The 19235-nt window shown below is 58.9% G+C and carries 18 protein-coding genes and 1 riboswitch; of the genes, 3 read left to right on the plus strand and 15 right to left on the minus strand.

From position 1 onward, the window contains the following. Window positions 1-195 precede the first annotated feature (195 nt). Both PV407_RS10900 and PV407_RS10905 read left to right on the plus strand, forming a co-directional pair. Window positions 196-759 (plus strand): NADPH-dependent FMN reductase, encoded by a 564-nt coding sequence (locus PV407_RS10900; protein ID WP_332089946.1) that lies wholly within the window; start codon window positions 196-198, stop codon window positions 757-759. After that, entirely contained in the window at window positions 756-1034 is a 279-nt protein-coding gene (locus tag PV407_RS10905; RefSeq protein ID WP_332089947.1) for a HesB/YadR/YfhF family protein, read from the plus strand. The genes PV407_RS10900 and PV407_RS10905 overlap by 4 nt, the downstream gene beginning before the upstream one ends. Window positions 1035-1191: 157 nt before the next feature. Here the strand turns inward: PV407_RS10905 and PV407_RS10910 are convergent, their stop codons facing one another. The 6 genes from PV407_RS10910 to PV407_RS10935 all read right to left on the minus strand — a co-directional run bounded on the left by PV407_RS10910 (window position 1192) and on the right by PV407_RS10935 (window position 5976). Beyond that, window positions 1192-1488, minus strand: a complete 297-nt coding sequence (locus PV407_RS10910) for a hypothetical protein (RefSeq protein WP_332089948.1) — start codon at window positions 1486-1488, stop codon at window positions 1192-1194. 90 nt (window positions 1489-1578) lie between these two features. Then, window positions 1579-1678, minus strand: a riboswitch (cyclic di-GMP riboswitch). 230 nt (window positions 1679-1908) lie between these two features. Next, window positions 1909-2022, minus strand: a complete 114-nt coding sequence (locus PV407_RS10915; protein WP_332089949.1) for a YjcZ family sporulation protein — start codon at window positions 2020-2022, stop codon at window positions 1909-1911. A gap of 163 nt (window positions 2023-2185) precedes the next feature. Continuing rightward, complete coding sequence (locus tag PV407_RS10920; RefSeq protein ID WP_332089950.1) at window positions 2186-2635, minus strand: universal stress protein; 450 nt, start codon at window positions 2633-2635, stop codon at window positions 2186-2188. A gap of 95 nt (window positions 2636-2730) precedes the next feature. Beyond that, a complete protein-coding gene (locus PV407_RS10925; protein WP_332089951.1) occupies window positions 2731-3663 on the minus strand; it encodes an MORN repeat-containing protein in 933 nt (310 codons plus the stop codon). Between the two features lie 40 nt (window positions 3664-3703). Continuing rightward, window positions 3704-4765, minus strand: coding sequence for a ribosome small subunit-dependent GTPase A (rsgA, locus tag PV407_RS10930; RefSeq protein WP_442951645.1), 1062 nt, complete (start codon window positions 4763-4765; stop codon window positions 3704-3706). A 392-nt stretch (window positions 4766-5157) separates the two neighbouring features. Then, complete coding sequence (locus tag PV407_RS10935) at window positions 5158-5976, minus strand: helix-turn-helix domain-containing protein (RefSeq protein ID WP_332089953.1); 819 nt, start codon at window positions 5974-5976, stop codon at window positions 5158-5160. 243 nt (window positions 5977-6219) lie between these two features. Here PV407_RS10935 and PV407_RS10940 point away from each other — a divergent pair, with 243 nt between their 5' ends. After that, a complete protein-coding gene (locus tag PV407_RS10940) occupies window positions 6220-7017 on the plus strand; it encodes a phytanoyl-CoA dioxygenase family protein (protein ID WP_332089954.1) in 798 nt (265 codons plus the stop codon). Window positions 7018-7117: 100 nt separating this feature from the next. Here PV407_RS10940 and PV407_RS10945 read toward each other — a convergent pair whose 3' ends face one another. From PV407_RS10945 to PV407_RS10985, 9 genes are all read right to left on the minus strand, one after another. Further along, complete coding sequence (locus PV407_RS10945) at window positions 7118-8224, minus strand: GerAB/ArcD/ProY family transporter (RefSeq protein WP_332089955.1); 1107 nt, start codon at window positions 8222-8224, stop codon at window positions 7118-7120. Between the two features lie 42 nt (window positions 8225-8266). Further along, complete coding sequence (locus PV407_RS10950) at window positions 8267-8491, minus strand: hypothetical protein (RefSeq protein WP_332089956.1); 225 nt, start codon at window positions 8489-8491, stop codon at window positions 8267-8269. Further along, the gene (locus tag PV407_RS10955; protein WP_332089957.1) at window positions 8488-9732 is read right to left on the minus strand and encodes a Ger(x)C family spore germination protein; all 1245 of its coding nucleotides are present in this window, start codon (window positions 9730-9732) and stop codon (window positions 8488-8490) included. Before PV407_RS10955 ends, PV407_RS10950 begins: the two co-directional genes overlap by 4 nt. Continuing rightward, window positions 9729-11282, minus strand: coding sequence for a spore germination protein (locus PV407_RS10960; protein ID WP_332089958.1), 1554 nt, complete (start codon window positions 11280-11282; stop codon window positions 9729-9731). The genes PV407_RS10955 and PV407_RS10960 overlap by 4 nt, the downstream gene beginning before the upstream one ends. A 460-nt stretch (window positions 11283-11742) precedes the next feature. Continuing rightward, window positions 11743-13431 (minus strand): helix-turn-helix domain-containing protein, encoded by a 1689-nt coding sequence (locus PV407_RS10965; protein WP_332089959.1) that lies wholly within the window; start codon window positions 13429-13431, stop codon window positions 11743-11745. Beyond that, complete coding sequence (locus PV407_RS10970; RefSeq protein WP_332089960.1) at window positions 13424-15265, minus strand: sensor histidine kinase; 1842 nt, start codon at window positions 15263-15265, stop codon at window positions 13424-13426. The genes PV407_RS10965 and PV407_RS10970 overlap by 8 nt, the downstream gene beginning before the upstream one ends. 177 nt (window positions 15266-15442) lie before the next feature. Further along, a complete protein-coding gene (locus PV407_RS10975) occupies window positions 15443-16795 on the minus strand; it encodes an extracellular solute-binding protein (protein ID WP_332089961.1) in 1353 nt (450 codons plus the stop codon). A gap of 100 nt (window positions 16796-16895) precedes the next feature. Next, window positions 16896-17729, minus strand: a complete 834-nt coding sequence (locus tag PV407_RS10980) for a carbohydrate ABC transporter permease (RefSeq protein ID WP_332089962.1) — start codon at window positions 17727-17729, stop codon at window positions 16896-16898. A gap of 13 nt (window positions 17730-17742) precedes the next feature. Further along, complete coding sequence (locus PV407_RS10985; RefSeq protein ID WP_332089963.1) at window positions 17743-18675, minus strand: carbohydrate ABC transporter permease; 933 nt, start codon at window positions 18673-18675, stop codon at window positions 17743-17745. Window positions 18676-19235 lie beyond the last annotated feature (560 nt).

Here is a 19235-nt window from a genome sequence, read left to right on the forward strand (position 1 = left end):
GCCGGCTGCTCCGGCACGTCTCACTTCCTACACATATTTGTATGTAAAGTTACAAAACTATTGACAAACCGCCGCCGATATTCCCATAATGGGGAAACGGCCAACGCGGACGAAACGCGTTCCGCGCCTCGGGCAATTCCTTTCGCCCCGACGCACGGACCTATGGATCCCACCTTATCGAGAGAGGCGAACGACATGAAACTGCTAGGCATATCGGGAACGATTATCGGCTCGAAGACGGCGATCGCCGTAAACGAAGTGCTCCGGGAGGCGCGCAGGCACGATCCGGCCGTCGAGACCGAGCTGCTCGACCTCAAACAATACGACGTCGTATTTTGCGACGGACGCGACCCTTCCGCTTATACGGGCGATACGAAGCGGGTTATCGACGCGATCACCGGAGCCGACTTTTTCGTCATCGGCACGCCGATTTTCCAAGCTTCGTTGTCCGGACCGCTCAAAAACGTGTTCGATCTCATTCCGGTTTCGGCGCTTCGCAAAAAGGTCGTCGGCTTCGTCGCCACGGGCGGCACGTACCAGCACTATCTCGTCATCGAAAACCAGCTGAAGCCGATCGCCGGCTTTTTCCGGTCGTACGTGGCTCCGAGCTACGTCTATTTGCACGACAGCCATTTCAACGAACGCAAAGAAATCGCCGATCCGGACGCCGCCGAGCGTATCGAACGTCTGGCGCACGAGCTCGTGTTCATGCATAAGCGATTGGGCGATGCCGGCGCGAGAAACGGGGAATCGGAATGAAGCTGAACGTAACCGACGAAGCCGTCCGTTGTTTCGCCGAAGAATGGGGATTTCGCGAAGGCGAGCATATACGCATTTACGTCCGATACGCGGGCGGCGGGGAAAACCCGTACGCGCTCGGCATAATGAGCGCGAAGCCGATCGATGCCGGGCTGCGGGCGACCGCCGGCGGCATGACGTTTTTTATGGAGGAAGCGGACGTCTGGTTTTTGGAGAACCGCGATTTGACGCTGGACGCGCAAGGCGAAGACATCTATTTTCAGCTGCCCGAATAAGCCCCTTTCCCTTTGCCGTATCCGAATGAACCGACTTCCAAGGCCGCATCGCCCGATGCGGTTTTTCGTGTTCCCGCCGTTTTGCAGCGGCATGCGCTCAAGAAAAAAGCTTCCGCGCCGTAACGGCGGGAAGCCCGGTTCGTATGGAAGCCGATGGTCAGCGCAACGTCCGCTTGGAGGAGACGTACTCCTGCAGCAGACGGTACAATTGGATCACCGAATCCTGGTTTTTGCAGAAACGGAACGAAATTTTCATCTCGCCCTGCCAATAAAAAATAAACAGATTGTTTTTGCGCCCGATGACCAGCTCGACATCCCATTTCGAATCGGTCAGCCGGTATTTGTCGCGGTTGAAAAACAGCTTCGGCCCTCCCGACGTGTCGTACATGCCGAAAAAATCGTCGCCCAATTTTACGTAAAATCCGCGCTCCGTTGAATTGAGCCGCTCGTCCATTAAAGTTCAGCCCCTTTGCTCCGTAAGTAATCGACCTGCTGCGTCCCCATCCATCCGTTTATCCAAAACAAAAAAACTTCAAACCGTTCGTTCGGCAGCTGGCTGGCATCGTCTCCGCTCGTCTTAGCCTGAGACTTTAGCCCCTGTAGCTTTGCGTCGCCGGCTTTCGCCGGGTTTGCCTTTATCGGGAAGCTTTCGAAGTTTTGGCTTCTATTTTATCGATTCCTACCTTAAGCATATAGAAGGGCTTGTCCGTCCGCATCCTCCTTTTTACCTATTTTTAGACATTAACGACTATTTTCGGACGTTTTTCGTTCCTTTCGACACGGCAGCGGAGGTCGAACGGAAAGCGAGGGGCGGTCGCCCGCCCCTCGCTCCGGATCGTATCGATGCTTGTTTCCGAACGCCTTTTCAGGACGATCAGATAAAGGCGCGGCTAACGATGACCAGCAAAATGAACAACACCAAAATGACGCCCGTCGAAGTAAACAGTCCGCCACCATAGCCGCAACCGGCACCGCCAAGGTATCCCATGTCCAGTCCTCCCCGATATCGAGTTGTTGCGGTCGATTCCCAATGGCGGCGAAGCGTATCGTCTACGTCCGCCGATTGCGAAATTAGGACCACACGATCTACGATATGAGACGGATGCCGTCTCGGACTGGATTTTTGTCCATATTGGCTTAATTTTTTAGGGTCATCGGCCGGAGCGTTCGTTTTTGATGACGAGCACCGGAATCGGGGAATGCTGTACGACGTAGTGACTGACGCTGCCGAGCACCAGCTCCTTGAACGTGCCGAGTCCCCGGCTTCCGATGACGATCAGGTCCGCGTCCATTTCTCCCGCGAACTCCAATATCGAAGCGGCCGGATCGCCCTGCAGCAGCGTAAACGTCGCGTCCGGCAGCCGGGCGGCTCGCGCCTTCGCCTCTTCCAAAATGCGCTCCGACTCCGACATTTCTTCAAGCTCGGTAAGGACCGGCGCTACCACCATCGCCTCGCCCACGACGAAATTCGGGAGCTGGAACGCGTGGGCGACCGTCAGCTTCGCTCCCGGAGCGCCGCGAACGAGATCGACGGCGCGATCCAGAGCCGTCTGCGATTGCGGAGACCCGTCATACGCGACCAGCACATGATGAAATGGCATACACTTACACCCCGCTTAGGATGGTGATAACCGTATGTGCAGCGTTCGTACGGTTCACCGGATTAGTTGGCGTCTCTTTATATTTGTACCCCAACTCAGTCCGGTTGAATCGTCGGCGGATGCAATTGATCGGTCGTTCGAACGAATTCGCCGTATGACCATATCCCGCTTTGCCGCGTTCCGTCCGGGTACGTCTTGCTGCCGCTGCCGTGCTCGAGGCCGCCGTCCCAGCCCCCTTCGTAACGGGTCCCGTCCGCCCAAACATAGACGCCGTTTCCGTGAAAGGTTCCTTCGCGCCATTCGCCGCTGTACGAATCGCCGTTCGCGTAACGTTTTTCGCCGGAGCCGTGCTCCAAGTCGTTGACCCACGTTCCCTCGTACGTCGTCCCGTCGGCCCATACGTACGTTCCCCGGCCGTGCTTCCACGGCCCCTTCGTCTCGCCGCGGTAGACGCCGCCCCGCTCGTCGGTCATGCCCTTCGCAGCGCCCGCCGCTCCGGCGCTTTCGCGCCATTCCGCCTCCCGTTCGGTGCCGTCGACGAAGACGATCGTTCGGCTTCCCGCTTCCTCCGCTTCGTTCATCCCGTTCCCGCGGACCGCCGGAGCGCGCGCCGCCGAATCGGGGGCGGCGATATAATACGGTTCGGGACGGAAATCGTCGTCGATATACGTTTTGTAATACCAGCAAACGAGATCGTACAAACCGAGCATCGTCCGCTTCACGCCGGAAACGTCGACGAGCAGCTCGCTCTCCCGCGGATCGGCAAGCTCGAGCCGCCTGAGCAGCGCGACGAAGGCCGGCATCAGCAGCTCCATGGCGTCCAGGTCCGCGACTGGATCGGCCGGCTCCTCTCCTTCGCCGAGCCGTCCTTCCCGGCGCATCATCTCCAACGCGAGCCAGCGGCCGACCGCTTTAAGCTCGCCCGGCGCGGCGGCCGGACTGACGGCAAATACATGTTCCGCCCGCGCCGCAAGCGCGTAAAGCTCGGGACACCGGCCCGCCAAAAAACGAAATTGCGAACGGTTCATGTCGAATCGCCCCTTTGGCTTACGGATCAACGGCCGACCGCTACGGCTTGCCGTTTTTACGCATATCCGCATGAATTCGTTTCCATCGCTCTTTTTCCTTTTGGCGCAGCGCGGCGTCTTCCTTGCGGGCCAAATAGGCGAGCTCCTTGCGGAGCTTCAAATAGCTGGCGTAGCGGTCGGCCGCAAGCTCGCCGGTGCGAAGCGCCGCCTGCACGGCGCAGCCCGGCTCGGTGCCGTGGCCGCAATCGCCGAACCGGCATAAGGCCGCCAGCTCCTCCACGTCGCGGAACCCTTGATCCAGCCCTTCGTCCGCATGCCACAGCTGCAGCTCGCGCATGCCCGGCGTATCGATCAGCACGCCGCCGCCCGGCAGCGGCACGAGCTCGCGATGCGTCGTCGTATGCCGGCCTTTATCGTCGTCTTCGCGAATATCGCGCACCCGCATGATCGTCTCGCCGTACAGCCGGTTGACGATCGTCGACTTGCCTGCGCCGGACGAGCCGAGCAGAGCGACCGTTTGGCCGGCGGCAAAATACGGCCCGAGCGCGTCCAGCCCTACGCCGGCCGCCGCGCTGATCGCATGAACGGGGACGCCGATCGCGGCCGCCTCCGCTTCGGCGATCCGTTCCCGCCGCTCCGCCTCGCCGCACAGGTCGGCCTTCGTCAGCACGACGACCGGATTCGCGCCGCTTTCCCAGGCAAGTATCAAATATCGTTCGAGCCGTCTCATGTTGAAATCCTGGTTCAACGCGTTGACGAGAAATACGGTGTTCACGTTCGCCGCCACGATCTGCTCGTCCGTCACGGAGCCGGCCACCTTGCGCGAAAATTTGCTGAATCTCGGCAAAATGCCGTGAATGACCGCCCGTCCGTCGGCTTCCCGGTAACGGACCGTCACCCAATCGCCGACCGCGGGATAATCGTTTCGGCCCCGAGCCTCGTGCCGCAGCTTGCCAGACACTTCGGCGAGCATATCGCCCCGAGGCGTGTAAAGGCGATATAGATGCGTATGTTCCAAAGCGACGCGGCCGTAGCCTTCGTCCGGTCCGGCGTTTTGGCGAAAATGCGATTCCAATTCGGGCGTCCAGCCCAAGCTTTCCATATTCAAAGCGGATTCCTCCCGTATGATGGCGGAAGCGGCACCCGCCCGAGCCGATGACATTACTCGAGACGGCACCGCTTCCGCAGTCCGATTGTATGTGCGGCTCGTTCCGGTACACGTCGTACCGAAACGGTTTCGACAAGGCTAAATGGCATATAACATCCGTCCTTTCCCGGCGCTGGTAGGTAGCGCTTCTCCGATTCGATTCGATTCGATGCGCGATCGCCGCCTGAAACCGCAAGCGGGACGATCGAAACGCCGGCCGCCGAAAATAGCGGCCGTCTTCATCTTATGGCATTGCGGCGCGCGGCGCACTAGGGCCGTATCGTTATAATTATTTTTTCGAAAGTGATACGGGTTCGGCCGACCTTGAGCTTTTGTCGACGGCCCCCCTAAAGCTCCGTCCGATAACCGTTTTTCTGAAAAGCGCTCGGACTGACGCCGTACCGTTTGCGAAATTGGTTCAAAAAATGGTTGTAGTTCGAGAAACCGACGTCGAGCGCGACCTCGGACGCGTTCCGGTCCGTATGCGTAAGCAGCAGCGCCGCCTGGCGCACCCGCATCAGGTTGAGCGCCTCCACGATCGAGCGGCCCGTCGTCTGCTTGAACAAGTGCGACAGCCTGGATGGCGACAGGCCGACCGCTTTGGCCAGCGTATCGACGCGCACCGTTTCGCGCATACTGCCGGACAGCAGCCGGAGCGTTTCCTCGATGCGCGGATCGACCGGCTTGCTCATTCGTCTTGCCAGCAGCAGCAATATTTCGCGCAGCGCATTTTCGCTGAGCTCGTGCCAATACGGTCCCCGTTCCCCGAAGTCGGCCAAAACCCGCTTGAACGCCCGGTACACGCGTTTGCGCATCGCGCCGCTTTCGATCCGGTGAACGATCAGCTCCCTGTCGGGCAAAAGCCCCGTCTCCATCATTCGCGAAGAAAAATGGGCCCAGACGAAATTCCATCGTCCCCCCTTCTCCGTCCCGTACTCGTGAGGCGTTCCCGACTTGAGCAAAACGAGATCCCCCGCCCCGCACAGCCGTTTGACGCCCGAAGTGACGAAATAGCCTTGCCCGCTCAGCGTATAGGTGACGAGCCAGTCCTCCATCCCTTCCGGGCGTCTCGTCACATACGAATCCGGATTGTCGAAATGACCGGCGATGACGACTCCGCCGGCCAAGCTTTCGCCTCCGGATAGGGCGTTCCCTTCTTTCGGCATCCGTCCTCTCCCTCCCCTCCTGCTTCCGAGGAAACAGAATCGTTCAGTTCCGCTTTCCCTCATCATACTCCAACATTCGTTCTGCGACAACGATCCGCTCGGAAACGATCGATACCGGCAGCAGAATCGTAGGAATATTCGGCACGATTGTGACTTCCCGCATCCGGACGGCGGCGGTATGATGAAGGAGAACGGACGGCGGCGGGACCGCCGGCCGACTTTACCGGACCGGAGGAATGCCATATGTTCGCGTTGACGGAAGAGCAGAAGAAGCATTTCGAAGAAGAAGGCTATCTCCTCGTGAAAGGACTGTTCGACTCGAACGATGTGGAGACGATCGAGCGGACGTTCGAGGAAATCGGCAACCAAACGATACCGGGCCATTTCGTCCCGGATTTGAATGCCGACGCGTCCGACCCGCTGAAACGGTATCCGCGCGTCATGCACCCCCATCGCTTCAACGAAACGGCGAAAGCGTACATGCTGCATCAACCGGTAATGGACGTGCTCAGAGACTTGTTCGGGGAAGAGCCGCTCGCCGCGCAAAGCATGTTTTATTACAAGCCGCCGGGCTCGCGCGGGCAGGCGCTTCATCAGGACAACTTTTATTTGAAGGTCGAGCCCGGCAACTGCATCGCCGCCTGGACGGCCATCGACGTCGTCGACGAAGAGAACGGCGGCTTGCTCGTCGTCCCGAAGACGAATACGTTCGATATCGTTTGTCCGGACGAAGCGGACCGGAACGAGTCGTTTACGACCCATTACGTCAAGCCGCCGAAGGACCGCAAAGCGATCCCCGTGGCGATGGACAAGGGCGACGTGCTGTTTTTCAACGGCAATTTGATCCACGGCTCCTATCGCAACAAATCGAAGGACCGGTTCCGCCGCTCGTTCATATGCCATTACGCCAACTCGTCCGCCGTTTCCATCGGCGCGCACTACCGTCCGCTGTATCGGGCCGACGGCTCCGAAGTCATGCTGGAGGCGAATCCCGACGGCGGACCTTGCGGCATCGAAGCCGCCAGCCCGTATGTCCATTGAAAACGCGCAGGACGCGGAAGCCGTTTCGGCCGCGAACGGCGAGCGCTTCGCTCGCCCGCGGCTTTTTTTGCCTTGAAGGGCGGCTGTCGTTTCCGACGGCTCAGGAACGGCCGGTCCGGCTTGCTCCCCGCCTGTTCCGGACAAGAGCGATCAAAAATAAAAGTACGGGAATGGCCAGGCGCACCGCCAGCGCGTAAAAAGCGAACGAAGTGCCCAAAAAATAGGAAAGCTCCTGCAAATCCGAGGCTACCCATACGCTCGTCGCCATTAATAAGAAGCCGAGCGGATAAACCAGCGGTCTATAGGCGTTCAACCCCAGCCACTGGGCTGTTCCCAGAACGATCACATAAAAATGCATGCAAATTTGAATGAAAGCGCCCAAAATCCAAATCGACATGACGATCGCTTCGATATGCTCGATAAATCCGGCAAGACTGACCTGCCGAACCGCAACCATGGTCGGATACGTGAGATCGGCCGTTATTTCGCCGAACAAAAACAAGGCGGCAAGATTCGTCACGACCATCGTCAGCATGACCGCGAAAACCGAAATCATCCCCCACTTCATCCCTTTGTCTTTGTCGCCCAGAAACGGAAACAAAAACGCAAGGGCGAAAAAGGAGCTGAACCAGTCCATCGGCGACACCGCTCCCCGGATGACCGGCATCATGCCGTATTCCAAAATCGGCAGCAAGTTTTTCGGCTTCATGTTCGGCAGCAGCAAAGCGGTAACGGCCGCGACCAGCAACACCAAGAGGACGATGAACGATTGGGAGCATCGGCCGAGCACTTCCAGCCCGGAGCGGATCGCGATCGCGCAGGCGAAGACGGTTATTCCCATAACGACGACCATCGGAGTTTTCAAAAAAAAGTTGCCGACGATAAATTCGCCGTATTGCCTGACGACTATCCCGCCGAGATGCAAATAAAAAAACAGGAACACGAAGCCGAGCGCTTTCCCCGGAATTCGTCCGGCGATATCGATGCTGTACTCCATTACCGTTTTCCCGGGGTAAAGCTTGCCCAGTCGGTAAGCGACGAAAACGAGCAAAAACCCGACCAAGGAAGCGACGATCGGCGATATCCACAAATTCCGCTCCGCATGCTTGGCCGTTATGGCCGGCAAAATGACGATACCGGTCGCGATCGGCATCGCATACAGCAGCAGCGCCATTTGGTATGACGATACTTTCCCTTGTTCGATCATGACGATTGGCCCCTCTTCTCCCATGTCTCAGCGACAAGACGATTATTCAAGACTTTTCCCGAGCGGACCGAAGATCGATTCGACCAGCTGCGTAGGGCCCGGCAGTTCGGGAACGAATACGAGCAGCACGGCGATCGCCCATCCGAGCGCCGTTATCGCCGCGAAAGCCGCTCGCTCTTTCCATGACCGTCGGGACCAATTCCGCCGATCCGACATCAAAACGGCCGCGGCCAGCAGCGTAATTCCTATAACCGACACAACGTTCATTCGGACTGCACCTCCTCTTTCGTCCGGAGCGCCCCCGGATCGGAAAGCCCTTGCCGCAATATTTTGACATCCGTTTCGATGACGGTTTTCACCCGCGGGAACATTTCGTCCCACCGGTCCTTTGCCTTGTTCCATTGCTTCGGATAGCTGCGGTGAAAAGCTTCCGAAAACCCGAAAATATCGGCGTTCATTTTGTTCTGGACCGTGCCGATCGCTTCTTTCATTCGGCTCGCGACCGCTTCGGCCAGCTCCCGTTCCAATTCGCCGGACAGCACCGGATTGCTGAAATCGACGTTCGTCGTATTTTGAAGCATGTCGCCTTCGGCTTTACTTTTAACCGTAACGCTCCACTCTCCGTGCTCGATTCGCGGAAGGAGCTCCGTTTCGCTGCGGACCAGCCTGACGGTAACGAAGCCGCGGCCCGTTCTCGCCGGAGTGACGGTTACCGTGGCCAAATCGATTTCGTTACGGATCCACATCGCCCCTCGCATCGTTTCTTCGTCGAGAAAGCCGATCAGCTTGTCTTTTTTCACGATGCCGGCTCCGTTCGGATACGGAATGTTTCCGTCGTTTTTTTCTTCCGACTTCCCGTACTGCACGAGCGGAACAACGGCCGCTCCCGCTTTGCCTGCCAGCATCTGGGACAACGAAACGATCGACGTCTCGATGCCGAGATGCAAATCGGTCAAGCCGCGCAGCATTTGGGCCGAACTTCTTTCGAGCGGTATCGGCAGGATCAACACTTGCTTGGCCGGGCCTTTGCTTATGAAAATATCGGCATTGTCCCTTATTTCCGGACTCCGGAGCAGGAAGTCCACATGCTCGCGAAATCCTTTCCGCGCCAGCTCCTCGCCGATGATGAAAATTTCGCCGTGCCCCCAAAAAATGTGCCGCGACAGCTTCATTTGAAGCTTGGACATCGCTTCCGCCATCGTGGCCCCGACTTCGGAGCGGACGATGACCTGACTGCCTTCGCTTACGCCGCCGGAGCCGCTCGAACCGCCCGAGCCGTTCATCGTTCCCTGCTGACCGCCGCCGGCGGTTCTCGGGTTGAACACTTGAACGGACAGCTCGATATTCGTATCGCCCGCTTTATCGATCGCCGCGGCCGTGATGACCGCCATATTGTTGACTTCCCTTCGGTCCCAGCAGCCCGTCAGCAGCACGGCTTCCATGAGCAGGGTCGTTAGAACGGCCAGCTTGGCCCCCTTCCCGAATCGCCCGTCTTTCATCGCTCTCATCGCCTGCGTTCATCTCCCTCGGACGGTTCGGGCATTTGTCCGGGCGGCATCCGCCTCCGTCTGTTTCGGCCGACGTACATGCTCGGCCTGGATCGCATCATCCAATGCGGAACGCGCATCAGGACGTCTTTCAAATCGCTGCCCTTCGTCGGAGCGATCGGAGACATGTAGGGCACGCCGAACGAGCGGAGCGAACACAAATGCACATAGATGACGATGAAACCGATCATGATGCCGAGCAAACCGAGAAAGCCGGCAAGCAGCATGATCGGAAACCGGAGCAGCCGCAGCGCGATCCCGCCCGAATATTGCGGAATGAGAAACGATGCGATTCCCGTAATGGCGACGACCATGACCATCGGGGACGAAACGAGTCCCGCAGCCGTCGCCGCCTGGCCGATAACGAGCGCCCCGACGATGCTGACGGCCGCGCCGACCTGCTTCGGCAGCCGAACGCCCGCTTCGCGCAGCCCCTCGAACGTAATTTCCATCAGCAGCGCTTCCGCCAAGGCCGGAAACGGTATTTCCTCCCGGGACTTGACGAGCGTCAGCAGCAGGTGCGAAGGGATCATTTCTTGATGGAACGTGACGACGGCTACGTAAAAGGAAGGGGCGAGCAGAGCGACGATGACGAAAAAATAGCGAAGCCAGCGGATAACCGAGCCGATCGTATATCGCTGATAATAATCTTCCGGCGACTGCAGCAATGCAAAAAACGTAGTCGGCGCAATGAGAACGAAGGGGGTTCCGTCGACCAAAATAAGCACGCGGCCTTCCAGCAGCGCGCCCGCGGCCACGTCGGGCCGCTCCGTCGTGGAAAGCTGGGGAAACGGGGACGACGGATTGTCCTCGATCATTTCCTCGATATAGTTGCTTTCCAAAATGCCGTCGATTTCGATGCGCCCGATCCGTTTGGCCGTCTCCTCGACAAGGGCGGGCTCGGCGATTCCTTCGATGAAGGCGACGATCACTTTCGTTCGCGTATACGTGCCGACGAGAACGCTTTTCATTTTGAGCCGATTGCTTTTGATTCTTCTGCGCAGCATCGACGTATTGACCCGCAGCGTTTCCGTGAACCCTTCGCGCGGACCGCGAACGACCGATTCGGCCATCGGCTCGTCAATGCCGCGTTTTTCCCATTTGGCGAGGCCGAACGCCGTCCCCTTCGGACTGTGCTCCGGCAAAACGACCGGGTTTCCGTCCGAAACTTGGCCGACGAGCTCCGCTATCGTCCGCACGTCGGACGTTTGCGCAACCGTCGTTATTTCTTTGACGGAACGACATTCGCCGTCTTCGGACATTGCATCTTGTTTCATTAAAGGCGCCAGCACGTGCTGATCGATCAGCTCGACGTCGGACAACCCGTCGATGTAAACAAGAACGGCATCGAGTATGCCGCCGATGCGGAAACGATGTATGATGACGTCCGAACAATTTTCGTAAACGGCATCCAGCATCGACAAGTTGGCGTCCAAGCTTTCCGTTAGCGGGGATTGCGGCAGCGGCGCCTCCGGTTGTTCGCGTTTAGGTCCGTTATGTGTCGAATTCACGCTCGTAATAGCACCTGCCCTAACCGGATAGTACCCCTATTTTTGGCAACATTGCCGCAGTTTATCCTTGGGAGGCATTTGCGGCCATAGCCGGGTTTCGTCCCGGCACGGACACCGGACGCGGGATAAGCATTCGGTGCCGCCAGGCCGGGGCGGCGCGGGCGCAGCGGCTTCAAAATGGATAACTCTGCCTGCCGCCTCTCCCCCGATAACGGCAAAACGCCGAAAAGGCCGGATAATGCTCAAAAGAGCACGATCCGGCCATCTCTCCCGCTCCCTACGCAGCAATAGCGCTCAAAAGCGCACGATCCCCGCCACCGTCGCGTCGCAGCAACACGGAAAAGGCCGGATAATGCTCAAAAGAACACGATCCGGCCATCTCTCTCGCTCCCTACGCAGCAATAGCGCTCAAAAGCGCACGATCCCCGCGTCCGTCGCGTCTCCCCGACGCGACGCCTCCTCATTTCGTTCCGCGCCGCTCCCGTCCCGCGTACTCCCCCGGCGTCATGCCGCTGTACGCCTTGAACAGCTTGATGAAATAACTTTTGTTGTCGTACCCGAGCCGGTAAGCGATTTCGTGCACCGTGTAACGCGACGTGTCGAGCAGCTCCTTCGTCTTCTCCATCTTCGTCCGGGTGACGAAGTCGACGAACGTTTCGCCCGTCTCCTTTTTGAACAGCCGGCTGAAGTAGCTCGCGTTCAAATGGAGATGGTCCGCCACTTCCTCGAGCGATATTTTGCGATGCGCGTTCAGCTCGACGAACCGCTGCGCCTCGACGATTTCCGGCCGCGACGCCTGCCCGGCGAGCGCCTCCGCCCGCCGGGCCGCCTCCCGCAATTCGCCCGCGGCGACGGCCGCCAGCTCGTCGAGCCGGTCCGCCTCGAGAATCGTCCGGTGCAGCGCCTCGCGCGAGTAAGCTCTCGGCTCGCGCTCCATCGTCTCGAACTTCAAATGCAGGTCGAGCAGCAGCTTCATGAACCACTGCTTCACCGACTCGGGCGCATAGCGGCGTTCGCGGATCCGTTCCGCCCATTCCCGGACGGCCGGTTCGATCGCCTCCGTCTGTCCGCGCAGCACGAGCTGCCGAAACCTCTCCAGCGCCTCGGAATACGACGCGAACACGTCGTCGTCCGCAAAGCCGACGTCCGTTCGAACCGCTATCGTCCGGCCCGGCATGTAAAACAGCTGCGCGCGGTCTTCGACGAGCCGCTGCATGTTCGAGCGAAGCCGAATCGGATCGATCGCGTCCTTCTCGCCGACGACGATCGAGACGGATAACCGCAAATAGTCCTGCAGCGCGTCGCGAATGCGCCGCAGCAGCGAGTGGACGCGGTTCATGCCGAGAAACGGCCGCTCCCCGCCATCCGCGGAGCCCGGCCCGAGCAGCAGCAGCAGCTCCCGGCCCGAGACGCGGAACGAAGCGCCCTGAACGTCGTGGCGTTCCAGCAGCTCGTCGGCGACGTTTTGCACCGCGAACGCGCAGTTGTCTTCGGATACGAAGCGCGCCTTCGCCTCGGCGAATTTGTCGATCGTCAGCAGCGCGGGAACGTACGGCACCGAGCCGAACCGGATGCCGAAGGCGGCGGCCTCCTGCTCCCACGACGCCGGGTCGGCGATCGGATGGTACAGCAGCGAGCGGATGAACCGTTCCTTGGCGATGGAACGGTCCGAATCCGGCTTGGACGCCGCCGCAAGGCCCGCTCCCGTTCCCGTTCCCGCCCCCGCGCCGCCGTCCGCCGCCTCGTCCCGCTCGTTCAGCCGCGCGGCGATGCGCCGCAGCAGCTCGCTTAACGAATCCGGCTGCACCGTCTCCTTCAAAATATAGTCGTCCACGCCGAGCTTGATTGCCTGCTGGGCGTACTTGAACTCGTCGTGGCACGATAAAATGACGACGGCGACGTCCGGCTTCAGCCGCTTCGCCTCGGCGATCAGCTGCAGGCCGTCCATCTGCGGCATGCCGATATCGGTCACGAGAATGTCCGGCAGCCGCCCGCCCGCATCCGCGCCTGCGCCCGCCATATACTCGAACGCCCTGGCGCCGTTTTCGAACGCGCCGGCCAGCCGCAGGCCGAGCTCGTCCCAACGGATCGCCTGCCGCAAAAAATCGAGCACCGGCACGTCGTCGTCGACAATGATGACGCTACGCATCGGCTTCCACTCCTTCCTTGACCGGAATATGCAGCGTGAATCGCGTGCCCTCGCCCGGAGCGCTGCCGATATCGACGCGGAACGATTCGCCGTAGACGAGCTTCATCCGGTCGACGACGTTTTTGACGCCGATGCCGGTAAGTCCCGCCCCGTGCCGCTCTCCCGCCGCGATCGGACGGTCCAGCTTGCCGCGCAGCGCGTTCAGCCGCGCCTCGTCCATTCCTTTCCCGTCGTCCTCGATGCGGACGATCAGATGCGAGCCGGCCAGCCAGGCCATAATCCGGATCGTCCCTTTGCTTTGCTCCAGCCCGTGCAAAAACGCGTTTTCGATCAGCGGCTGCATGAAAAAGCGCGGCACCGGCACGTCCAGCGCCTCCGGCGACAGCGAAACGACGAGCGCGATCTGCTCGTTGTGCCGGAAATTCATCAGCTTCACGTAATGGCCCCCGATGTCCGCCTCCTCGCGAAGCGGGATCAGCTCGTTGCTCCGGTTGATCGTCATCCGCAGCAGCACGGCCAGCGAGCTGATCAGCATGGCGCTGTCCGCGTCCCCCTTGATCATGTTGCGCATGCGGATCGAATTGAGCACATTGAACAAAAAATGCGGGTTGATTTGCGCCTGCAGCATCTCGAGCTCGGCTTTCCGCTTCAGCGTCTGCTCCTCGCGGATTTGTCCGATCATCGCCTCGATCCGGTCGAGCATTTGATCGAACGAGCGGCCGAGACGGCCGATCTCGTCGGGGCCGCGAATATGCGAGCGGACGTCCAGCCGTCCGGCTTCGACTTGCGCGGCCACGCGCCCGAGCCGGTTCATCGGCTTCGTCAGCCGGCTGATCAAGGCGACGAGCACCGCGAGAAACGCCGTGAACGCGACGAGCTGCACGACGACGGTCGTTTGCTGGACGACCGTCATTTTGCCGACCGCCTCGGCGTACGGCACCGTGCTGACGAGCTGCCAGTCGGCGTAAGCGAGCTTATGGCGGACGAGCAGGGACGTCTCCCCGTCGATATCCGCCATTCCCGACTGCCCCTCGGGCGGCAGCAAATGCATATAGGCGAACGGCCGCCCGATCCGCCCCTCGTCGCGGTGCGACTGGACGAGCCCGCGCGAGTCGATCAGCGAAATGTCCTGCTTCGACACCTTCGAGCTGAACACTTGGCTGACGTGCTTCTCGCCCAGGCTGACGATGATCGTGGCGAGCGGCTCGGCGGACGAGTTGCGGATCGTCCGGGCGATCGTAATCACGTACGGGTTGTCCGCTTTGTCGTACTGCAAATAGTTGCGGTGGATGCCGATCCAGAACGCGTCGTAGCTTCTCATCGCGTCCGGCTCCGGAAACCACGGCTCGCCGCGGAACTGGCGGGGATCGTACTCCGCCGACGGATAGTTCGTGAAAAACGTGCCGTTCGGCAGCACGACGGACATATGCATCCGTTCGTTCGGAAACGAAATCGCTTCCAATTTTTGCGTCATTTTTTTGACGTGCCCGACTTGCGAGACGACGTCGAGCGGCTCGCCGCTTTTATAGGCGTTCCAATTTTCGGAAACGATCGAGGAAACCTCCGCGTCGAACTGCAAGTAATTCGTCACATAGATCATTTTGTTGACCAAATTCGTGACGTACCGGTCGACGACCTCGAGCGAATCGGCGGCATTCGTCGCGGCCTGCTCCCTCAGCACGTCCTGGGTCAAATAACGCGTGGCGATCAAGGCGGACAGGACGGGTACGATAAGACAAAGGACGGATGTCACGAGCAATTTTTGCCGGAGGGACAAGCTCCACGTTCGTCCTTCCCGCCGCAGCCGGTTCCGTTTCGGTCGATAGCCGATCATGCTGCTCCAGCCTCCATTTTGCGCTACGATCGAATGAACTACGACCAGTATACCAGACCGCGGCCGTTTCGGGGAAAACGGACGGCGCCCCCGTCGACCGGAGCCGCGAAGCATCCCGCTCCCCGCTTCCCGAAAGCGCGGCGCAGGGAACGAACCGAACGGTCCGTTCCCCGGCGTTTATTTATTGGCGTTGACGAGCTTTTGCAGCTTGTCTTTGGCGGCCGCGATCGTCTTGTCGATGTCCTGCTGGCCGAGCAGCATTTTTTCGACTTCCTCCTGATACGCTTTGTACACTTCCGCCTGATACGGCAGCGCCGGCGGCAAAGTGACCGGCTTCGTATTGTTCAGGACGTACAGCAGCGATTCCTTGTCGACGTTTTGCGGCGTTTTCGTGGCGCCGATAATCGCGTCGAGCAGCTTGCCCGTATCTTCCTTTTTCCACGACGTCGTATATTTCTGCATCATCGCGAGCCCTTCGGTCGAGAAAAAGCGCATGAATTTGTACGCTTCCTCCTTATGCTTCGACGTCGAGGCGATCGCCAAATAGTTCGACGAGGACATCGCGTGCCCGGTCGGATCCGACTTCTCGTTGCGCGGAATCGGCGCGAAAACGGTTTTGAACGTCGCCGGGAACTGGTCGGTTCCGCCGACTTCGCCGATCATCCAGGAGCCGATCGCCATCATGCTGATGTTTTGGTTGAAATAGAGCGGACGGTACGTCAGCTTTTGCGAGATCGAGTCGGCGTACGGGATCGCCGATTTGTCGATCATTTCCGACCGCTGGCGAATGTCGAGCGATTTGCGCACGCCCGGGTGATCCATATTGACCGTTTTGTCCGTCCAGACGATGTCGTTTTTGCCCGGCTGGTTCCACATGCCGAGCAGGAAGTAGTCCGCCCACGAATGGTAATACGTGCCGTACCGCTTCGAGGCCCCTTCGCCCTTCGTCAGCTTTTTGGCGTAGTCCAAATAATCGTCCCACGTCCAGTCGACGGTCGGCACCTTCAGTCCGGCTTCGTCCAGATGGTTTTTGTTCATGATGACGAACCATTGGTTGAACGTGCCGGGAAGCGCGTAATACGAGCCGTTCCATTTCGTGTCCGTCTTGTACTCGTCCGCGAACTTGAAGCCTTCCTTCTCGATATATTTGTCCAGCGGCTCGAGCATGCCGTTCGCGGCGCGCTGCGAATAGCTGCGGGCGTCCGCCAGCAAAAACACGTCGAGCGGCTCGCCGGAAGCGGCCAGCAGGTCGATTTTTTTCGTCACCTCGTCCGACGTCGGCTCCGTCATCCCGACGAAGTCGATTTTGATGCCCGGATGCTTTTCTTCGAACTTGGCGATGACCGGCGCCATCATCGTTTTATCGAACGTCACGTTTTGCGCATGGAACCGAACCGTCACGTTCCCCTTCGCGCCGCCGGCGTCGCCGCCCTGGGCCGCCTTCTGCTCGTCCCCGCCGCTGCCGCATGCCGCGACCGTTCCCGCCGCTACCGCGGCCGTCAACGCGACGGCGAATGTTTTTTTCCACATGTGCGTTCCCCCCTGATTCGTTTCGGTTCTCGTTCCTCTGCATCATAGCACGCCTTGAAAACGTTTGAAGGAAACTCGTTTTACCCGTTTCGAAATATTTTTACCCTTTTACGCCGCCGAGCGAAATGCCCTCGATCACCCGCTTCTGCCCGACGACGAAAATGATCAGCAGCGGCACGATCGCCGATACGGAGGCGGCCATCATCAGCGAGTAAAATTCGCCGTACGCGTCCGCGAACTTTTTGATGCCGAGCGGCAGCGTGAACAGCGCCGGGCTTTTCAGAAAAATAAGCGGGTTCTGGTAATCGTTCCACGTCCAGATGAACCGCAGAATCGCGTAGGTCGCGATCGCCGGCTGCACGAGCGGAATCCCGATGCGCCAAAACGTCCGGACGTGCCCGGCTCCGTCGATTTTCGCCGCCTCCATGAACTCGTTGTTGATGCCGAGAAAAAACTGCCGCAGCATGAACGTGCCGAGAACGCTGAAGCTGTTCAGCAGCACGAGCCCGACATGCGTGTCGAACAAGCCGAGCTGGCGGTAAAAAATAAACTGCGGCACCAAAATCGCCTGCGACGGAATCATGTACGTGGCCAGCACGATCATGAACATCGCCCCGCTTCCGGCGAAGCGGATTTTGGCGAACGCATAGGCGGCCATGCAGGACACGAGCACCGACGTAAACGTCGTGATGAGCGTAACCTTGATCGAATTCCAATAGTACGCATAAAACGGATACTGCCCGCGCCAAACGTCCGAATAGTTTTTGACGGCCTGGATATTTTCCGGAATCCAGCGGATCGGATATTCGAACACGTCGGCCTCCGGCTTCATCGAAGCGGAAATCATCCAGGCGAACGGCAGCAAAAAAACGATGCCGAACGCGAGCATGACGATCGTGACGATCAGCTTGCGAATGTTGAACGTAGCGGTCATGGCGCGCTCCTCCCTAATAATTGACCCATTTGCGCTGACCCCACCATTGCAGCAGCGTAACCGCGAATATGGCGGCGAACAGGAACAACGCCATCGTCGACGCATAGCTCATTTTCAAATTGACGAACGCCGTTTCGTACAAATGAAAGACGACGACCGACGTCGAGCCGGCCGGACCGCCCTTCGTCAGCACCTGAATGAGGTCGAACACTTTGAACGTTCCGATAATGCCCGTAATCGTCAGGAAAAACGTGGTCGGGGACAGCATCGGCAGCGTAATGAAGCGGAACTTGTCCCACGGCTTCGCGCCGTCGATGTCCGCCGCCTCGTAATAGTCCTTCGGAATCGACTGCAGGCCCGCGGTGTAAATGATCAAATTGTAGCCGATCGAAATCCATACCATGATCATCATGACGCTCGGCAGCGCGAAGTGGAGGTCGGCGATCCATTTCGGCGGGTCGTCGATGCCGACCGACCGCAGGAAGTTGTTGACCGGTCCGTAGGACGGATGAAACAGCACCTGCCAGACGATGGCGACCGCCACGACGCTGGAAATGTACGGCATGAAGTAGACGACCTTGAACAAATCCTTGAAGTAGACGTACCGGTTGATAATGACGGCCAGTGCGAGCGACAAAGCCAGCGAAATCGGCACGACCAAAATAAATACGAGATTGTTCCGAAGCGATTTCCAGAACGTCTCGTCCGCAAACAACCGCTCGAAATTGTCCAATCCGACGAATTTGATTTTTTGAAAGCCGAGCAGGAAATTCCATTCGGTGAAGCTGAGCGCGAACGATGCGAGGATCGGCAAAATGGTGAGCAGCGTGACGCCGATCAGCATCGGCGATATGAAGGCGTACCCCGTCAACGTTTCTTTCCACTGCTGCTTGCTGCGCCTGGGTCGCGGCCGAGCGTCGGCCGGAGCGGTCGGTTGTGGCTGCAAACTGGTCTCCTCCCGTCGATGTCGATACGGCAATGCTGCCGTCTGCAAGCTCCATTGTAACGAACCGTCCGGGCCGGCCGTAATCGACTGCATTGACCGAAATGAAAATATTTTTACTTTTTCGCCCGGGCGGTCGTTCGGGGCTCGTTCGTCCCCGCCGCGACATGGGCACCATTTCGCCGCAACGCGCATATTGTTGAAGCATCGAGCCGCGATTCGGCGAAGCGCCGGGTTCGGCGTCGAGCAGGCATGCCCGATTTATTACTTTTTCTGATCGATATCGAAAAAGTTCATTATGAACGGAAGGTGACAAGCCGACGATCGAAATTAGCAGATCTCCGACCGGAATACCGCCCATTACAGCGCCGATTGAGGCGACTTTTAACCAAAATAACATAATCGAGACGCCGTATTGACACCTTTCTCCAGCGGTGATACGATTGCATCCAACATAATACCTACTATGTTCATAGGATTAATTGGTCAACCGGACAGCCGGAGACTTTTTCCAAGCCGCTTCGGCTTGGCACATACACCTATATTGATGAAAAAAGGGAGTT

The sequence above is a fragment of the Paenibacillus sp. GYB003 genome, assembly GCF_036577625.1.
In the GTDB taxonomy this organism is placed as follows: domain Bacteria; phylum Bacillota; class Bacilli; order Paenibacillales; family NBRC-103111; genus Paenibacillus_AB.

Bases quoted from the DNA above. Each gene is read 5' to 3' on its own strand.
- PV407_RS10900 (WP_332089946.1), top strand. From the start codon at position 196: ATGAAACTGCTAGGCATATCGGGAACGATTATCGGCTCGAAGACGGCG.
- PV407_RS10905 (WP_332089947.1), top strand. From the start codon at position 756: ATGAAGCTGAACGTAACCGACGAAGCCGTCCGTTGTTTCGCCGAAGAA.
- PV407_RS10910 (WP_332089948.1), bottom strand. From the start codon at position 1,488: ATGGACGAGCGGCTCAATTCAACGGAGCGCGGATTTTACGTAAAATTG.
- PV407_RS10915 (WP_332089949.1), bottom strand. From the start codon at position 2,022: ATGGGATACCTTGGCGGTGCCGGTTGCGGCTATGGTGGCGGACTGTTT.
- PV407_RS10920 (WP_332089950.1), bottom strand. From the start codon at position 2,635: ATGCCATTTCATCATGTGCTGGTCGCGTATGACGGGTCTCCGCAATCG.
- PV407_RS10925 (WP_332089951.1), bottom strand. From the start codon at position 3,663: ATGAACCGTTCGCAATTTCGTTTTTTGGCGGGCCGGTGTCCCGAGCTT.
- rsgA (WP_442951645.1), bottom strand. From the start codon at position 4,765: ATGGAAAGCTTGGGCTGGACGCCCGAATTGGAATCGCATTTTCGCCAA.
- PV407_RS10935 (WP_332089953.1), bottom strand. From the start codon at position 5,976: ATGCCGAAAGAAGGGAACGCCCTATCCGGAGGCGAAAGCTTGGCCGGC.
- PV407_RS10940 (WP_332089954.1), top strand. From the start codon at position 6,220: ATGTTCGCGTTGACGGAAGAGCAGAAGAAGCATTTCGAAGAAGAAGGC.
- PV407_RS10945 (WP_332089955.1), bottom strand. From the start codon at position 8,224: ATGATCGAACAAGGGAAAGTATCGTCATACCAAATGGCGCTGCTGCTG.
- PV407_RS10950 (WP_332089956.1), bottom strand. From the start codon at position 8,491: ATGAACGTTGTGTCGGTTATAGGAATTACGCTGCTGGCCGCGGCCGTT.
- PV407_RS10955 (WP_332089957.1), bottom strand. From the start codon at position 9,732: ATGAGAGCGATGAAAGACGGGCGATTCGGGAAGGGGGCCAAGCTGGCC.
- PV407_RS10965 (WP_332089959.1), bottom strand. From the start codon at position 13,431: ATGCGTAGCGTCATCATTGTCGACGACGACGTGCCGGTGCTCGATTTT.
- PV407_RS10970 (WP_332089960.1), bottom strand. From the start codon at position 15,265: ATGATCGGCTATCGACCGAAACGGAACCGGCTGCGGCGGGAAGGACGA.
- PV407_RS10975 (WP_332089961.1), bottom strand. From the start codon at position 16,795: ATGTGGAAAAAAACATTCGCCGTCGCGTTGACGGCCGCGGTAGCGGCG.
- PV407_RS10980 (WP_332089962.1), bottom strand. From the start codon at position 17,729: ATGACCGCTACGTTCAACATTCGCAAGCTGATCGTCACGATCGTCATG.